We start from the raw sequence: 17747 nt of genomic DNA, 5'->3' as shown, positions 1-17747 counted from the left end.
TGGCATACAGCACAGGCACCCGTATTTTGCGAAAGTTGATCTGATGCCCCCAAAGTTTGGAACCAGCGGCCTGCGTGGCCTTGTTGTGGAACTCACCCCGGCTTTGGTGGCCGATCATGTGCAGGCGTTTATTGCAGCCTGTCCTGCCGGAACGGGGATCTGGGTGGGGCGCGATCTGCGGCCATCGTCGCCCAAGATCGCGGGCATGGTGATGCAGGCAGCCACATCTGCAGGCATCCCTGTGGTGGATTGCGGTGATGTGCCGACGCCCGCGCTCGCGCTTGCTGCGATGAACGCAGGGGCTGCGGCTGTGATGATCACAGGCAGCCATATTCCGGCGGACCGCAACGGGTTGAAGTTCTATACGCCTGAAGGCGAAATCACCAAAGACCACGAGACAGCCATTTTGGCCGCGTTAGGGTCGAAAATAGACGTTAAACCCGCCCCACGTGGCCACGATATCGCGGTGCCTATCGCCTATGCTGCGCGTTATGTGGATGCCTTTGGCGGGAATGCGTTGTCGGGCATGACGATCGGCGTTTACACCCATTCAACGGTGAGCCGTGATCTGTTGATGCATATCCTTGAACGGCTCGGCGCAAAGGTGATTGAACTGGGCCGATCAGACAAATTCATCCCCGTCGATACGGAAGCCGTTGATGCTGAAACCCGCGCGCAGCTGATCGCTTGGGCCGCATCCCATTCGGTCGACGCGATTGTGTCGCTTGACGGGGACGGGGACCGCCCGTTGTTGACGGATGCAACGGGGCAGGTCGTGCCGGGCGATGTGCTGGGTCAGATCACGGGTGATTTCCTCGGGGCGGAGATTGCGGTCACGCCTGTGTCCTCAAACACCGGTGCAGAGACTATTTTTGATCGCGTGCTGCGCACAAAGATCGGATCGCCCCATGTGATCGCGGGGATGGACTGCGGCGGTAAGGTCGTGGGGTACGAGGCGAACGGTGGCTTCCTGTTGGGGTTCGCTGCGAACGGGTTGGCACCCCTGATGACGCGCGACGCGGTTCTACCGCTGGTCGCGCCGCTGATGGTGGCCAAAGGGCAGGGGGTCGCGGCGATGATCAAGGCGCAACCCGCACGGTTCACCGCCACGGGACGTGTTGAAGACGTGCCAACGGATGTATCGCTCGCCTTTGTGGCCTTGTTAGACACTGATCTTGACGCGCGGGCAGCATTTCTGGCCGGCATCAACGGCACAGAGGCGGCGGTTGATCGCACCGATGGTCTACGCATGACCCTGACCGACGGGCGCATTGTGCATCTGCGCCCTTCCGGCAACGCCCCCGAATGCCGGTTCTATGCAGAGGCCGACAGCCCCGACGCGGCGCAAGCTGCCCTCACACAGGGCCTCACCGCGCTCACATCTGAACTACGCGCTTAGCTTCCGCTTCTTTGGGTCTTTCTAAATCCCGGGGGAGCCCGCAGGGCGGGGGCTGGCCCCCTAACCCCCTTTGATCCGACGCAAACCGTCGCGGACTTTTCGCCGCAACTGTTCCAGCCGCGGATGCAGGGCACTGCCCAAAGATAGATCGCCGCGAAACGCCTGCGGGCTGCTGTTGCCCTTGGCCAATGCGGTCACCAATTGTGGCTCTAACGCAGCGCTTTCATCCACATCAAAGCGTTGCGTCAACGGATAGATCTGCCGCAGTCGATGAAAATCATGCCCCACCGTTGCAGGCAGGCTGGTCTGCGCAATCAAATCTTGGGCTTGTGTCCCCCATGTGATCCCATCGGATTTGCGGTTCCACAGCTCGATCCCCGCCAGATAAGGCACCCAAGCAGGATCAAATACCTGCCATGCATCTTGCCGGATCGAATGGGCAAAGATCGCGACACCACCAGCAGTCTGCACATCACGAAGTGTCTCTAACACAGGGCGATGTTCCCCTAGGAAACGATCCAGCCCCCATGTCAGAATATGCACGCGGTTGTCAGGGCTGGAATATTCGATACCCGGGATCAGGGTGCAGCGCTTGGTGGACGCATCCGCACAGGCCTGCCGGTATGCGGCGAACTGATCAGGCGCGAAACCCGTGTCATGTTCCGTCATCATCACCGCCCGCACCCCAAGCGCGCCGTATAGCCGCGCGATCTGGCGTAGGCTGTGTCGCCCGTCATAGGACCATGTGGAATGGGCATGCAGAACAACGCGGATCTGGGTCATTGCAGCACCTTTTTCAACGTCGCAACTGTGTCGCGGATCAGGTACCCGCGATGCTTCGGGTCGTAATTGTAGAAACTGGACAGCGGGGCAGGGGCGCAGACCCCCCGTAGGCTCGCCCAGAACGACGGCCAGCTTGCTTTGTGAAAATCGCTTTTGGGTCCGCGCAGCACGAAAAGCAGATGCAGCAGCTCACGCCCCAGATGGCGTTGGATGCGCGGGGCCCCTGTGATCGCAGGCGGTGTGAAATCAGCGTCTGTCTTCTGTGCAATCGCCCACGTCGGATAAGCAAACCCCTGCCGCCGCGCGAGCGCGAGTGACCCCCATTGCCGCCCGTTCAACTCCATAAACCAACGCGTGCCGTCCGCATCGCACAGCAGTTCAATCATAAACGGACCGCGCCAGCCGATATCATGCAAAAACGTCTCTATCTTGGCGCAAAGTGCCGGATCAGGCGTGATCGACTGGCAGGCAGAGGCCCCCGATCCATGTGGGTTCATCATGCGTAAACGACGATGCCCTGACCAGGCCGCGACACCTAGATCAGTCATGACACCAAACACCCCTTCACCCGTACCGGTGATGAGCGGCTGGATCAGGTAAGGGCCGTTCAATGGATCAAGTTGGCCCGCATCAGTGTCTGAAACAAGGTAAACGGGGTCGTCCTTACCCAGCTGATTGTCCGTCACACGCACCGCAAGGGCAGCGCGGGCAATGGCGGGATAGGGAACCTGCGTGTCATCAGGTTCACCCGTGATCTGTGTGGGTGGAACATCCAGACCAGCAGCCTGTGCCGCGCGTGTCTGTTGTGCCTTATCCAAGGCGACGGTGGCCTGCGCCCCGCTTGCACCGGCATTGCGCGGGTCATCCCCAATGGCGCGATCGACCAGCCAAAGCCCAGTGTCATCAAGCGGCAGAATGTAATCAGGTGCATTATTTCCCTGCATCAGGGTCTGAATAGCGGCGGTTGCAGCCTGCACATCCTGTTCCGGGGCGGGGATTTGGGTGATGGTCACCCCAAGATGGATCAACGTCGGGCGGGCGGTGCGTGCAAAGGCAGAGACTCGGTAACCCGCGTTGCGTAGATCAAAGACGACTTCGGGGGCAGGCAGAGCTTCGGCAAAGCCGATACAGATGTGCAATTGACCCATGTTAGATCCGCTTTTTGATAAAATGGGCAAGGGCGCGACGGACACGGGCTTTGGCAGGTTCATGGCCTAAGATAATCGCCTTGATATCGGCCATCGTCATATCAGCACGGATCGACGTGCGCGGGATCGGGTATTGCGATTTGTCATACGCCCCACCGTCTGACGAATAGCACTGCGTGTACCCTGCATCGCGCAGGGCCCGCACCACACGCCCGTTGTAAGCCCCGAACGGGATCGCGGCCTGCGTGATCGGCGTCCCTGCAGCATCTGCGATCTTTTGGCGTGTATCAGAGCCTACTTCACGGTCCAAATCGGCCGTTTTCCAATTCACATGGGCGGCACCATGTGACCCGATCTGATGGCCTTGGGCGACAAGTTCGCGTATCTGCGTGGTGCTCAGCGATCCGGGTTGATCAATGCGGTCGGCCAGAACAAAGAACTGGGTGCTGATGCCTGCCGCGTTCAACAGTGGCGCAGCAATGGTGAAGTCGCTTAAGTTGCCGTCATCAAATGTAAATTTTACATCGACTTTGTCGCGCATCTGCTGCGACAGATCAATCGTGTCGCGCAAAACCTGTGCATCAACCCAATAGCGATCCTCGCCCGGCTCAAGCGGCCGCTGGTCCGGGGCGCCAAGCCCGTGGAAATTGAGGATCACGTGACGCATAGGCTGCCTTCTGGGTCCGGTTTGCAACATTCGCCCGCAGCCTAGTCTGTCCGCAGGGAAGATAGGAGTTTCGCCTGCGCCTTTGTTCTACAGATGTGTCAAAATCATCCCATTGGACCGTCTATGACCAGCCCCATCCTGTCGATTATCATCATCAGCTACAACACGCGGGACATGACGCTGGCCTGCCTCGCATCGGTCTATGCGCAGACACAGACCCCGTTTGAGGTGATCGTGGTGGATAACGCGTCGTCAGATGGATCGGCTGATGCGATTGCGGCGGCCTATCCGCAAGCGACCGTGCTGGCCGAGACCCATAACCACGGCTTTGCAGGGGCGCACCACATTGCGATGCCCCATGTGACGGCGCCTTGGGTTTTGTTGTTGAACCCCGACACGCTGGTGCTGGACGGGGCGCTGGACAAACTGCTGGCCTTTGCAAAAGAACGGCCTGCGGCGGGGATCTGGGGCGGACGGACGGTCTATGCGGATGGGACGTTGAACCCCTATTCATGCTGGGGGCGGATGACGCTGTGGTCATTGTTCTGCCGGACATCCGGGCTGACGGGCGTGTTTCCGAAATCGGCTGTGTTTAACCCCGAAGCCTTTGGGGATTGGCCCCGTGATACAGTACGCGAAGTCGATATCGTGGCGGGCTGTTTATTCTTGCTCACACGGCAAACATGGGATGATTTGAGCGGTTTAGACCCGATTTTTCATATGTACGGCGAAGAAGCCGACCTGTGCCTGCGCGCGAAAGGGCAAGGCATGCAGCCCACGGTCACACCGACTGCGACGATTGTGCACTACGGGGCCGCATCAGAGACTGTGCAAGCGGATAAGGTCGTGCGTCTGCTTGCTGCAAAGGCGGAATTGATCAAACGGCATTTTTCCCCAGCTACCCGTGGTTTGGGGCGACATCTGTTGCGGTTCTGGCCGTTGTCGCGCGCTTTGGCCTTGTCGGTGGTGCGCCGCGAAAAAGCAGGGGAATGGTATCAGGTCTGGGCACGACGAGCGGAGTGGCAAGACGGATTTGCGCCGGACATAAAGTCCGTCGCGACACTGGGGGGCCAGCCTCCCAGGCCCCCCGGGATATAGAAAGACCCAAAGAAGCACCTTGTTGGTGCTTTATTAACCGGATCAGTGTTTGGATGTGATGCGGTCTAGGCAGGGATGCGGACGATCGTACCCGAAGAAGCCGCCACCTCGTTTGTTATGCATGACCTAATGACGAGGTGGCGCAGCTATATGTTTCTTTGGGTTTGTCCAAATCCCGGGGGAGCCCGCAGGGCGGGGGCTGGCCCCCATCCGACATATGTCTAAAGTTGGTCCGCTTGGATGAATCCCACACCGGCCGATACGGCTTGGCGCGATCTGATGATTTCGCCACCTGCCAGCCAGTAGGTGTTTTTGAATTCCAGCGCGGGCCCTTTGCAATCTTCTTCAAACTTCGTGGCCGTGCGCGCTCCGCCGATGATTTGCACGTCTTCGCGTCCTACACGTGTGATGTCGCAGGTCAGGTCGCGCGTGGCGATTTGATCTTCGGAGGTGAGGAAACTTTGCCGCCGTTGGGCTGTGCCGCCACCTGCGTTCAAGGCGGCCCGCACACCGATGGGATCCACACCCATCAGATCGTCGTCGAGCCCGCGTGTCCCCACAAGAATGCCGTCTTCAAAGGCCATCGTGACCTGACCCGGGCTGATCCATGTGATGTTGCGCCCGTTCTGCGCCACTTTGGTCATAGGCGCCACTGCGTCGCGCGCGATGATCTTGACGAGCAGCACATCACCGGGCGCTGCATTGGCCACTGCGGGTGAAATTGCAGGGGTTGCGGGTGCATCATCTGCGCCGATGCCGGTCAATGAGCGTCCGGCATTCAGAAATGTGGTTCCAAGCCCGTCTTGGTTCAAAGGTCCACAGGCCGACAGGCCTGCCAAAATAAGACCCGAACACAGGGTTTTTGTGAAATTATTCATCGCCAGAACCGCCCAAATGTATCGCCAAATCGTCCCGCAGTATGTCCGTCGCGCACGATGTCATACAATCTGCCATCGACGTTGATCCGCGCCCCGCCGTCCCGTTGCAGGGATTGTAGGTTGGTGGTCACTTTGTCCCGTGTGGCGTTGCCCAAGAAGAAGTCGTTCGGCACGGTGATACGGATGCCTTTGTCGAATGACCCTTCGCCAAACTCTTCGAATGGTACATCGGTCAGCGTGAAATACGCCCCCACCCGCCAACCATTGTCAAATTCACGGTCCAGTCCAAAGGTCGCCCCCCAGTCCCCTGCCAGATACCGGCCCACGTCGACCTGCGCGTGGAACCCGTTGTCAAAGCTGTAGTAGCCTGACAGGTGGCCGGTCACGACGTCATAGTCTTGGAACCCGAACAGCTGATCGTAGTCGCGTTGTGCAGTGTAGTTCAGTTCAGCCCCGATTGCGAGGCGGCTATCAACCGGTTTCCACAGCAGTTCCGATGATATCCCGCCGTGCTGATCTTCCAGATAACCGGCCGTCACACGGCTATAAAGGTCTGTGCTGGGACGCCCGTAATGCGCCAGCGTTAGTGTCTGTATAACGGGATTGCCGCCCTGCCCGTAAAGCCGCCCATCGGTGCGCACGTTTTGCAGGTCGTCTTCGTTTTCAGTCTCGTCCGCCAATGGCAGGTCCCGCAGACTTTGCCGGATCACACCTTTGGCGATGATATTGGGGGCGAATGTGTACTTCGCTTTCAGCTCTATCCCGCCGTCGATCTGCACAGGCGCATCCCCGTTGAACACGATCAGCTTGGCATATGGCCCCAGCCCCCACGTGAACGCAGGCTCTGTATCAAGGGTGTAGGTCAGGCCGGTGCCCGGTTGGGCGTCGGTGGTCACGCTGTTTTGCGCGATCAGGGCCGCACCCTGCGCACGGTTTTCCAGCGTCTCGAGATCACGGCGCTGGATCGTTGTGGCTTGCAGGGGAATGCCCCGCTGTTGCGGCTCTAACACAAAGGTCTCAACCGCTGCTGGCAGTTCAGCCGACAGGATACGCGCCACGCGCCCCATGGCTTGTGCTTCTGACCGGAAGGTGTCGTTGGTGTAGCGCACGCGGGCCACGGTGTCGGATGTCACGTCATAGCCGTCGAGGGTAATCCCTGCGTCTTTCAGTGTCTGTATCAGGGTTTGCTCGTCTGTGCCCCAAGATGCGGCGGCCGACAGATCGTTGGGGCGTACGCGCACAGGTGTCGGCGCTGTTTCGCGCCCACCGGGGGCAAGACGGGTCCGCGGGTTCAGTGTCAGCGTGGCGCCGGCGGCCAGTTCGGACCCGTAGAGATAGGCCAGCTGCACATCCAGTCCGGGACGGTAGGTATAGTTCAGCCCGACGTTGATCGGGGACTTGTCGTCTATTTCGCCACCACCCGATGCCGCATCATAGATTTCGGACGAATATTCGACCTTGAGTGTCAGTTTGTCCGAATATGCATAACTGACACCACCGAAGAACGCAGCATCGCCTCGGAAAAACTGCGCCGCATCAATTTGGCCGCCTTCCCCCCGTTCGACGTTTTGCAGTTCGGGGCGCGTGAGAAAGGCGTCACTGAATATGGCAAGCGGATTATCAAAGCCGTTACGTGTCCCCAAACGTCCCCATCCTAGGCCAGCGGTGACATCCAGACGATCGGTGATTGTTTTTGTGGCGACAATGTATTCGCTTGCCAGATAACCAGTGCCAAGAAAGTCCTGCAGGCCGATAGCTATATCAGGTAAAAAATCGGTTTCTTGCAATAACTGGTAACGCAGGTCGAAACTGCGATCAAAAATGTCTTCACGCCCATCGCCGCGATCACTGAGCCCTGCATAGCGAAACGTACCGGACAGGTTCGGCAAAAGCTGAAACGTGAAGCTACCCCTTCGTTGGGCACTAAACCCACCAATAGTCGCTGCAATCTCGGCATCCGGGGCGGAGCGTGCGTTCGGCGTGTCGATCAAACCCGGCACACCGTAAAGGTTATAGCTCCGGTCTTGGGCCACTGCGTGGGTTCCCGCCAAGAGCGCGATAATCGCGGTCCCACTGGCCATCATGTGCCTGATCTGCATGTGCTGCTCTTCCCCGTCTTTTGTCGCAGGCTAGCGTATATCCGGAACAGGGGAAACGGCATGCCGTCAAATTGTGGCAAAATCTGCCGAAAAGGATGTGTGATTTCCGGCCTGTGCAATCGCACAACAGGTGTGGTGTGCTTTGATCGGCCCCGTATCGGTGGCCGGTACTTTCTTTTAGTCTGACGCAAAAGATAAAAAGCAGTACCCAATATGACGACCGTCCCCGTATTTTCGACCCCACGCCGTATCCTGATCGTCGTGGAAAACCTGCCTGTGCCGCTAGACCGCCGCGTCTGGCTTGAGGCCACAACATTGGTCAAGGCGGGTTATGCTGTCAGCGTGATCTGCCCGATGGGAAAGGGGTGGGATGAAACCTATGAAGAAATCGAAGGCGTGCACATCTATCGCCACAGTGAACCCCCAGAAGCCCACGCAGGGGCAGGGGCCTATATCAAGGAATACTGGCACGCGATGAAGGCGTGGTTCCGGTTGGCCCGTGTTGTCTGGGTTGAGCGCGGCTTTGATGTGATCCACGGGTGTAACCCGCCTGATCTGATCTTCATCCTTGCGTGGTGGTACCGGTTGTGGGGCGTGACCTATCTGTTTGATCACCACGATGTCTGTCCCGAATTGTTCGAGGCCAAATTCGAAAAGAAAGGTCTTTTCTACAAGATCATGCTGGTGTGGGAACGGATCACCTTTGCGAGCGCTTCTGTGTCGATTGCGACGAACGAAAGCTTCAAAAAGATCGCGATACGGCGCGGCAAGATGGACCCTGATGATGTGTTCGTGGTCCGCTCTGCGCCCAAGTTGGATAACTTTGTGCCGGGCCCCGGGGATCTGTCGTACCGTAAGGGAGCAGGCACCGTGATGGGCTATGTGGGTGTGATCGGCCAACAGGAAGGCATGGATTTGCTGGTTGAAGCCGCAGATCATCTGATCAATACGCTGGGCAAAACGGATGTGCATTTCGCGATCGTAGGCTTCGGGCCGCATCTGGAAATCGTGCAGGCCGACGTCAAAGGCCACGGATTAGAGCCTTATTTCACCTTCACGGGACCTTTGTACGGGGATGACATGCTCGCGGTGCTCAATTGCATCGACATCGGCGTGTCGCCTGATCCCAAGAATGCGATGAACGACATTTCCACGATGAACAAAGTCATGGAATACATGACGCTGGAAAAACCGACGGTGCAATTCGACCTGACCGAAGGACGCGTATCGGCGCAAGGTGCATCGCTGTATGCGACGGCCAATGACCCGATTGATTTTGGCGATAAGATCGCCCAACTGATGGACGATCCAGACACGCGCGCGCGGATGGGGAAAGAAGGCCGTGAACGGGTGCTTGGGGCGCTGTCATGGGCCCATTCCGTGCCGCATCTGTTGGCAGCTTACGATCGGGTGTTTGCAAAACGGGGATAGTGCGGGAGCGCGCCGCGCGGGGATTTAGAAAGACCCAAAGAAACCCGAGCGCGCCACCCAGTCATCATACGGTTGCATCACAACAGGGTGGCGGCTTCTTTGGGTACGGTCGTCCGCATCCCTGCCTAGACCGCTTTCGAACTAAATACCGGTCTGGTTAATATAAGATCAACGCTTTGCTTCTTTGGGTCTTTCTAAATCCCGGGGGGCCCGCAGGGCGGGGGCTGGCCCCCATCTGACGCTTATTCCGGAATAAACGCGGGCAGTTTTTGCAACACGTCTGCCATGAACCCTTGCAGACGGGAGTCGGCGTCTGCTGTCGTCTCATGCTCTGCGATGGGTGTCACGAACCGCACCATCGCCCCGTCGGTCCGCCCGCGTGTGAAGCTGTCGTAGACCACGGTGGCTTTGGCCGCGTAGTCGCTTGTCATGCGCCGGCCGCGTTGGTCGAACCAGTAATAGACCAGCTGTTTGGACAGGCCTTTCTGGATCACGGCCCGATTGACGTTGAAATCCCCATAGATCGTGGTCGGCAGCGATATGGCGTGCGGATCAAGCGAAAAAACTTCCCACCCACCCACGGGCAGACAGACCTCGGGCGAATGGATACCTGCCCCATCGGTTTGTGTGGCGTACCATGCGGCAAAGACGTTGACCGTCGCGGCGCTGTCTGGGGCGCGATAGGTCGCGTTGATGTAGTCGGTCGCACCCAAAGTCGTTTCAATATCGGGATCCAGCGGGATCACCTGCCCCTGCCAGCCTGCGATGGTGCGGGGGAACAGGGCAAAGACGTCGCGGTCAGGCATGACCCGTGGTGGTGCGGGGGTAAAGACGAAGGCTGCGGTGATGAGTGTCGACAGCACCAGCCCCATGACCATGCCGCGTGTGGGCGCAACCGTCAGCACCTGTGCCGCTTCCCCGCCCAGCCCGTCTGTGTCCAGATCAACCACGTCCCGCAGCGGTTTGGGGTCGCGTGTGAGCCGTTGCAGCGTCAGCGCCATCGCAAACAGGATCGCGATACAGGCCCCAAAGATCACCCAGCCTTCAAAGAAGTGCAGAAACCCTTCGGCCTGCCCAATCCCGTAGGCGTTGACCAGCATGCCGATATTCCCGATCCGCACGGAATTCATCATGACTGTCAGTGGCACAGCCAGCGCAAACAGCACCGCCTTATGCCAGAACGGCCCGCGATAAAGGATCGCCATCAAGTAAGAAAACGACAAGATTGGGAACAGGTACCGCAGGCCGGAACAGGCGTCGGCCACTTGCAGTTTATAGACCCCGAGGTCGATGATATTGCCTTCAAGGAACACCGGAATATTGGCAAGCCGGATCAACCAGACCCCCAGTTCTGATGAAATCAACTGCAACGCAATCGTCAGTTCCCAGTACAGGATCTGCGGCAGCGGCAGCATGAAGATCAGGTGTAGCACAGGCGCCCAATGGTGCTTCCCTTGGTCCCAGCCCATGCAAGTCAACATCACGCCGCCAACCCATAGGATCAGCGCATAGGCCACGATATCGGGGATCGCGACGAGGTTGCCAAATACCCCCAAAGTCAGTGCAAACAGGGTTAGCAGGATGCCGGGCACGGCTCGTTTTGGCCCATGCGGGGCGGTGATCAACCGCCGTTCGCGCAAAAACAGATAAAGCGAAATCACCGGGATCAGCGGGCCGTGGCTGTATTCAGGGGTGATCCACGCCGATCCGAGCAGTGCAAAGCCGGACCAAAAGACAGGCAATGCGATGGCGATCAGGCCAATCAGCAGCCCCAGACCAAGCCAGTTGATCTGCGGTAGGCGCGCCTGCGCGGGGATATGGTGGATTTCGGTCATGACTGTTCCCAGCTAGGCAACAATCAGGGCAAAATGGTGGCGCGATCAGGGAGACTTTTGGTGATGGTGTAAGCTGCGCGGAAATATACCGGAAAGCAGTGATTTTGGGCCCGATGCGGTGGCTCTAACTGTTTCCCAAAGCGACACAATGCCAAGCGACCCAAGGGTGACGACCACAGCGAATGTCGTGCTGTGATCCGCAATCAGGTGGCTGCGCATCACCACGGCTGCGACGGCAGGATGGATCAGATAGACCCCCAATGATGCCCGCGCGGCAAAAGCAGAGATCTGGGTCGGCCTCATAGGAATGATCTGACACAGGATCAAAGCCACAACAGCAATGCCTAATTGCAGCAGGCCCAGCGTCCAATTCGCCGACAGCGCCATGCAAAAGAACAGACACGCCACGCCGGTCATCCGCAACACACTGCCCCCCGTCAGGGCCAGTGCAGCGCCCAAAAATACGGCAGGCAGCGCATAGGCCCATTCCGCTACAGGGCTTGGCCAGCTTGCCATTTGCCACATCGCAAGGGTCGTCAACGACAGGCACATCAATGTCATACACAGGTGCAATTGCACCGATCGTTTCATCACGGGCATCCAGCGCCCCAAAGGCCAAAGTGCAAGGCAGGTCACAAAGGCAAAGGGCAAAAACCACAGGTGTTGTGCCGTGCCCGTCAGCCACATGGTGGTGTCAAATTCGGACCCCCATGTGGCCCCGCGCGATACCTCTGCCAGTTTGAGCCCGCCATAAAGCGCGGATGCGGCCAACCATGGCAGGATCAAACGCCGCCCACGTGTCGCCGCATAACGTAAAATCGCAGGGGCCCTGTGTCGGGTGCACCGGATATGGCTGATTTTCGGGATCGCCAGAAAGACCAGCAGGATCAGGAAATACGAAAGACCCGCATAGCCGATATCACTGTGCGGTGCGCCGGTGTGAAACCAGATGATCCCGATCACGGCAATCAGGCGAATATAATCGAAGCTGGCGTTGCGGATTGGGTCGGACATCATGGTGGCGGCTCCTTTGGCAAGCCGGTTGAGTGTCGGATTTTGTGGTTACCAAAGGGTTAAATCCTGAGGGAAAAGAACGCCGCCTTCCTGAATTTCCATGTTTTTCTTAATCCGTGCCCAATGGGGCGTCTGGTCTCAATAAAGAATTCAGATTTAGCGTGTAGCGACAGGGTATGAGCGTTGTTTACCCTTCTTTTGAGACGGAATCCCCGTCTGACAGGCTTTTGCTTTGGCCCTGTGCGGCTGTGCTGACCGTCTGCATGTTGGCGGTCGTTGTTCTGGCCAGTTGGCCGCGTACCGGTCTGCCTGTCACGATCTTTTTCCCGCCGTGGTGGAGTTTGGATCAAATCGATGCACGGATCACCCAGGCCGGGGGGGCGATGATCGATTTCGGGGCGTTCAAAGGTGTTGTCGTGGGCATCAGTCCGGACCCTGATTTTGCACAGCATCTTTATGCCAATGGCGCGCTTTGGGCGATGGATGGATCGTTTGCAGCGGGGCTTTGTGTGGTGACATCAGAATGATGGTCGGGATCAAGAAATGGATAAAAGTATGAATAGGTTAGCGCAATTTCGACAGGACGGTCGCCGGTGGTTGTATGGATTGCTTGTGATCAACACGCTGGCCGCGATCGGGGCCAGTGTGTTGACGAATGGTCCGACACTTGCCATCGCGCTGCTGGCATCTGCGTTTGGTGGGGGCGGTTTCATTTGCCTGTGGTCCGATAAAAACAGGGCAACATTCCGTGCAATCTTTGCGATTTTGGCGCAGGCGCAGGTGGCGGTGATTGTGGGGGCTTTTGCCGGCCATACATGGCAGGTGGATGCGCATATGCATTTCTTTGCCACGATGGGCATCCTGATTTTGTTGGTTGATCACAGGGCTATTCTGGCAGGGGCGGCGGCGGTCGCTGCACATCACTTGATCCTGAATTTCGCGCTGCCTGAAATGATTTATCCGGGTGGCACCGATCTTGGCCGGACGATCATGCATGCGGTGATCTTGGTGTTGGCGACATTGGCGCTTGCCTATGCAAGTCAGGCTTTGGCTGCCATCAATTGGGAAGCACAAAAAAGCGCAGAAGCGAACGAAAAGATGATTGATCAACTGCAAACGTCGGTCGGTCATGTCGTGCAGGCCGGTGTGCAGGGTGATTTCAAAAACCGGATCACGACCACGTTCGATGACCCGCGTTTGCAAGGGATTGCGGATGGCACCAATGATCTTGTGGGCAGTGTCGATCAGGGGATTTCGACGACCTGTCTGGTGATGTCCAATCTGGCGAAAGGTGATTTATCTGCCCATGTTGAAGGGACCTTTGCCGGGGCCTTTGGTGATTTGCAGGACAATGTGAACACAACCATTGGCACATTGCGCGATGTGGTGTCCGAAATTCACAGGGTGAGCACCGAAATCTCGACCGAGACGACCGGCATTTCACAAGGGGCCGAAGGCCTGTCCGATCAAGCAGGCCAGCAGGCTGCATCGGTTGAAGAAACATCAGCAGCCATGCAGGAACTGACATCGTCGGTAAAGCTGAATGTGGATGCGGCTCAAGAGATGTCGCAGGTCGCCACCGATACCTCGCAAAAAGCGCAATCAAGCCGGACCACCGCAGAAGATGCGACAGGGGCAATGCGCAAGATGTCGGATAGTTCGGATCGCATCCGCGACATCCGTGAACTGATCGAGGAAAGTTCTGCCAATGTGACCGAAGGCGTGACGCTGGTTGATCTGCTTGGCACGACACTGCAAAGCATCATCACCTCGGTGTCGGAAGTGGCGGATATGGCCAAACAAATTGCCACCACCAGCACCGATCAGTCCCACAGCATCACCGAAATGTCGTCCGCCGTGATGGGCATTGATCATACAACACAACGCACGGCTGGCACGGCGGAAGAATATTTCCAGAAATCGCAGCGCTTGAAAAATCAGGTACAACGATTGGGGGCCGCGATGGGGCACTTTAACGGACAATCCAAGACAAGTGCGCCCCACCATCCTAAGCGGGTTCAAACGGCCGCGTAATAGACGCGGACCGGTGCGGTCCTGACGGGATCAGAACAGGTCTTGCCAAAGGCTGCCGTCATGGCACCGCAGTTTGGCTGTTGTACTGTCAAAATAGATGTCCCCTGCGGCCCCGCTTGCCGGTTCTGCGCGAGGGGGCAGTGACAGGACTTCGTTGATTTGCACGGCGCCGGTGCTGCCAATGACGCGCAAACCGGTGAACCATGCGGACCCATCGCTGACTTTGATGGCAAAGTCATCGTCGCCCGTTAACCCCATTTCGGCGCGGCCTGACCAATTTGATTGGAACAACAGGCTGGCGGTGTCAGCGGTGCTGGCTTTGTTCAGCTTCAACTGATGGCTGGCGCCTGCGTGATTAAACAACACGGCCTCTGATGCGACGGATAGCTTATTGGTCGCATCTGCGGATGCATTCACACCCACGCCAGACAGGTTGTCGAACGACGGTGTGGGCTGCGTGCTGACCCAGTCGCTGCCTGTGTACACGCTGACTGTGCTGGTGGCGATGTTATAGGCCTGCCATCCCAATTGCGGGGTCACAAACAACCAGCCACCACCACGAAAACTAGCGATTTTGCCCGCCTGTCCGGCCCAGGCATCAACGGGCGCCAGCCCCAGCGCCCATGTGTCCCCTTCGGCAGGCGATACGGGCGGCGTGGTGGCGTCAAAGTCCTGCACGCTTAGCTGGACGATCATGTCGAGCAGTTCAATCGCCTCATTGTGAGTGACGTGTTTTTGGGCCTGCGCGGGCTGAATATAGGGCAGGTTCAAATGAGTTGATGTCTGGGACATGGGGCGCGCGCCTTTCCGAAAGCTGTGGGTCAGCCTTAGGTGGCCCGTAGAGCATGAAAGTTTTCTCAAGCCTACGCACGGTATTGTCCCCGTTTTGGCAACGCTATGTTTCACCACTTGGTGGGCTTATTTCGGCCATTTTCTTGACACAATTGCTGAAACCCGCGACGAAGGGGTGGGGTGTTATTTTTTATTTAAGAGATTCAAATGTTTTCTATTTTTCGCGACTTCTTTGGCGGTCGGCTGCTTGGTGTTTTTGATGCTCTTCAAGGGGCACTCGATTTCCTACAGCGCAACAATACGATTGATTTGGGTCCCGATGACGGCGTGCGCGATGATGTCACGATTGACGAATATGGTGTGACGCTGCGCGCTGATGTGGACGGGGCAGATGTCACTCTCAGCCCGATTGCCCGGTTGTTCCGGCTGGCAGGCGAGGGCGATTTCACCGTCCAGACAGCCGCTGTTGATACACGGGTTTACGGCAACGACGCGGATAACACCTACATCGGCAACACCGCGCGTGACGTGCTTTATGGTGGTGACGGCGTGGATACGATGGACGGACGCACTGGCGACGACGTTCTTTACGGCGGCGGCGGCAATGACATCCTGACCACGGGTACCGGTCGCGACAGGGCTTATGGCGGTGACGGTGATGATATTATCCACGCAGGCACAGGCCAGAACCGTGTTTACGGCGGTGCGGGCGATGACACCTATGTGGTGGATACATCTGCCAAGAACCAGCTGTTCATCTATGATTTTGATGCAGGTGATGTGATTGATTTGGGCGGCCTTGCGGGGGCCACCAGTCTTGATGATCTGCTGGCCAAAGGCGGCCGCGCCTATCAATCCAAAGACAATGTCATCGTCAGCTATGGTGACATTCAAATCCAGCTGCGTGATTTTGATCTGGCGGACCTGAACGCTGATGATTTCCGCTTTTCCAACGATGGCGGTGGCACAGGGGATGGCGGCGGCGGTGATGCTGGCGATCTGGGGTATACGCCTGCGGATGATGTGGACGAGATCGACATTGGTGGCGTGATGTATAAACGCCGCGCCGAAGAACCACTGCACGCGAGCTATAAATTGGTCGATGGCAATGGTGTCTTTTGGTCGCCCGATTACTTTGTGATGGTTGTGGGCGGGCAGTCGAACGCCGAAGGCAGCGCCAGAGACGGCGAATTTATCCGCAGTGATGATGTTGTGGCCTATGATTGGGTCAATGATGAACTGGTTCTATCAGCCTATGACGCAGCCCCTGCGGGCGGTGCGGCACGGTCCGGATCGACGCTGAAAAACAACTTCTATTTCCCTGCGGCAACCGAACTGGCCGCCGATCTGGGGCAACCGGTTTTGGTTGTGGCCCATGCGGTGCCTGGCTCTGTGATCAGCACTTGGCTGGAAAGCGGCACTGGTGAAAACTGGGCGAACCTGAACCCCGAAGTGACCCGTGCGCTGGAACTGGTGGGCCAAGACACCGCTGATGCGTTCCTGTGGCACCAAGGCGAAAGCGATTACCCGCTACCGACTGCGACCTACAAAGCGCTGGCGCTGGAACTGGTGGACCAAGTGCGCGGCACAGATTGGGCGAATGACGATCTGCCGTTCCTGTTTGGTGAGCTGTCCAAGCAAGGCGTGAACTGGGCGCAAAACATCGCCCTGCAAGAGATCGAGCTGGAAAATACAGACCCTAACATTGCCGTTGTCAGCTCTGCGGGGCTGATTTCGGATGAATTGAGCGGTGTGCATTTCAACGGCGCATCGCTCACTGAATTTGCGGGACGCTATGTGGATGTGTTGCAGGGCATCCTGTCTGGCTTGGTTGCTGATCCGAACACAGCCCCCACGCCTGCGATTGATGCGCCTGTGCCTGACCAGATCACATTGGCCGAAGGGCAGGAACTGCGTCTGGATGTGTCTGAGTTCTTTAGCGACGCCGAAGGGGATGACCTGTATTATTATTCATACCTCAACAAGCGGAACAAATTTTTCTACAACACCGATCAGGACACTGACGAACTGGTCCTGACGCCAAGCTACGACCATGCGGGCGATTACCGGCTCTACCTCTACGCAAATGACTACAATCTCGATGGCGAGGCGATCGAGATTGATATCACCATCACCGAGGCCACACCGCTGGTCACGATCTTTAACAACCGCAGTTTTGATACCGCTGTGCGCAGCTACCGTGATCTGGAAACAGGTCTGGATGCGCTCGAACGCAACCGTGGTCTCGAAATTCTGGATCAGGCGGCCTTTGGCGATGGCGCACCTGTCACGTTGGTGGTCGATACCCAGCATATCAAAGGCGACGCATCCATCAGCGGTGATTTTGTCCTGTCTGAAACAGCCCCGCGCGCCTATTTCTACGGCGAAGGCCGGTTCAACGTGCAGGGCGATGCGGCGGATAACTACATCTGGGGCTCTGACGGGCGCAATGATTTGCGCGGCAATGACGGCGCGGACCGTTTGTATGGCAACGGCGGCGACGATGTGTTGCGCGGCGATGAGGGCGATGACCGGCTTTATGGTGGCGATGGCGATGACCGGATTTTGG

At 57.7% G+C, this 17747-nt stretch carries 14 protein-coding genes; 6 read left to right on the top strand and 8 right to left on the bottom strand.

Going from position 1 to position 17747, the window contains the following annotated elements; translation table 11 throughout:
• Positions 1-43 precede the first annotated feature (43 nt).
• Positions 44-1399 (top strand): phosphomannomutase, encoded by a 1356-nt coding sequence (locus MWU61_RS16185; protein WP_247129500.1) that lies wholly within the window; start codon positions 44-46, stop codon positions 1397-1399.
• Between the two features lie 60 nt (positions 1400-1459).
• On the opposite strand, the gene MWU61_RS16180 is transcribed toward MWU61_RS16185, so the two are convergent.
• The 3 genes from MWU61_RS16180 to MWU61_RS16170 are packed head-to-tail and all read right to left on the bottom strand — an operon-like array spanning position 1460 to position 3997.
• The gene (locus tag MWU61_RS16180) at positions 1460-2182 is read right to left on the bottom strand and encodes a hypothetical protein (RefSeq protein ID WP_247129499.1); all 723 of its coding nucleotides are present in this window, start codon (positions 2180-2182) and stop codon (positions 1460-1462) included.
• Positions 2179-3330 (bottom strand): hypothetical protein, encoded by a 1152-nt coding sequence (locus MWU61_RS16175; protein ID WP_247129498.1) that lies wholly within the window; start codon positions 3328-3330, stop codon positions 2179-2181. The genes MWU61_RS16180 and MWU61_RS16175 overlap by 4 nt, the downstream gene beginning before the upstream one ends.
• A gap of 1 nt (position 3331) precedes the next feature.
• Positions 3332-3997: a polysaccharide deacetylase family protein gene (locus tag MWU61_RS16170; RefSeq protein WP_247129497.1), complete on the bottom strand. Its 666-nt coding sequence runs from the start codon at positions 3995-3997 to the stop codon at positions 3332-3334.
• Positions 3998-4120: 123 nt separating this feature from the next.
• Here MWU61_RS16170 and MWU61_RS16165 point away from each other — a divergent pair, with 123 nt between their 5' ends.
• Positions 4121-5095 (top strand): glycosyltransferase family 2 protein, encoded by a 975-nt coding sequence (locus MWU61_RS16165; RefSeq protein WP_247129496.1) that lies wholly within the window; start codon positions 4121-4123, stop codon positions 5093-5095.
• A 221-nt stretch (positions 5096-5316) separates the two neighbouring features.
• On the opposite strand, the gene MWU61_RS16160 is transcribed toward MWU61_RS16165, so the two are convergent.
• Together MWU61_RS16160 and MWU61_RS16155 are read right to left on the bottom strand one after the other, a co-directional pair.
• A complete protein-coding gene (locus tag MWU61_RS16160) occupies positions 5317-5973 on the bottom strand; it encodes a YjbF family lipoprotein (RefSeq protein WP_247129495.1) in 657 nt (218 codons plus the stop codon).
• The gene (locus MWU61_RS16155) at positions 5970-8072 is read right to left on the bottom strand and encodes a YjbH domain-containing protein (RefSeq protein ID WP_247129494.1); all 2103 of its coding nucleotides are present in this window, start codon (positions 8070-8072) and stop codon (positions 5970-5972) included. The genes MWU61_RS16160 and MWU61_RS16155 overlap by 4 nt, the downstream gene beginning before the upstream one ends.
• Positions 8073-8285: 213 nt before the next feature.
• On the opposite strand from MWU61_RS16155, the gene MWU61_RS16150 reads away from it, so the two are divergent.
• Positions 8286-9503 (top strand): glycosyltransferase family 4 protein, encoded by a 1218-nt coding sequence (locus MWU61_RS16150; RefSeq protein ID WP_247129493.1) that lies wholly within the window; start codon positions 8286-8288, stop codon positions 9501-9503.
• A gap of 242 nt (positions 9504-9745) precedes the next feature.
• On the opposite strand, the gene xrtD is transcribed toward MWU61_RS16150, so the two are convergent.
• Together xrtD and MWU61_RS16140 are read right to left on the bottom strand one after the other, a co-directional pair.
• The gene (gene xrtD / locus MWU61_RS16145) at positions 9746-11338 is read right to left on the bottom strand and encodes a VPLPA-CTERM-specific exosortase XrtD (protein ID WP_247129492.1); all 1593 of its coding nucleotides are present in this window, start codon (positions 11336-11338) and stop codon (positions 9746-9748) included.
• A 45-nt stretch (positions 11339-11383) separates the two neighbouring features.
• Positions 11384-12355 (bottom strand): acyltransferase family protein, encoded by a 972-nt coding sequence (locus MWU61_RS16140; RefSeq protein ID WP_247129491.1) that lies wholly within the window; start codon positions 12353-12355, stop codon positions 11384-11386.
• 173 nt (positions 12356-12528) lie between these two features.
• Here MWU61_RS16140 and MWU61_RS16135 point away from each other — a divergent pair, with 173 nt between their 5' ends.
• On the top strand, positions 12529-12879 hold the full coding sequence (locus MWU61_RS16135; RefSeq protein WP_247129490.1) for a hypothetical protein: 351 nt from the start codon (positions 12529-12531) through the stop codon (positions 12877-12879).
• Between the two features lie 28 nt (positions 12880-12907).
• Positions 12908-14386, top strand: a complete 1479-nt coding sequence (locus MWU61_RS16130) for a hypothetical protein (RefSeq protein WP_247129489.1) — start codon at positions 12908-12910, stop codon at positions 14384-14386.
• Between the two features lie 30 nt (positions 14387-14416).
• On the opposite strand, the gene MWU61_RS16125 is transcribed toward MWU61_RS16130, so the two are convergent.
• Positions 14417-15178: a DUF2793 domain-containing protein gene (locus MWU61_RS16125; protein ID WP_247129488.1), complete on the bottom strand. Its 762-nt coding sequence runs from the start codon at positions 15176-15178 to the stop codon at positions 14417-14419.
• Between the two features lie 207 nt (positions 15179-15385).
• Between MWU61_RS16125 and MWU61_RS16120 the strand changes: the two genes are divergently transcribed.
• On the top strand, positions 15386-17747 hold a 2362-nt coding region (locus tag MWU61_RS16120), incomplete at its 3' end, for a sialate O-acetylesterase (protein WP_247129487.1).

This window comes from Loktanella sp. F6476L, from assembly GCF_023015725.1.
Lineage (GTDB): Bacteria > Pseudomonadota > Alphaproteobacteria > Rhodobacterales > Rhodobacteraceae > Yoonia.
The sequence above is the reverse complement of the archived record's forward strand: the minus strand, read 5'-3'. Positions and strand labels throughout refer to the sequence as shown.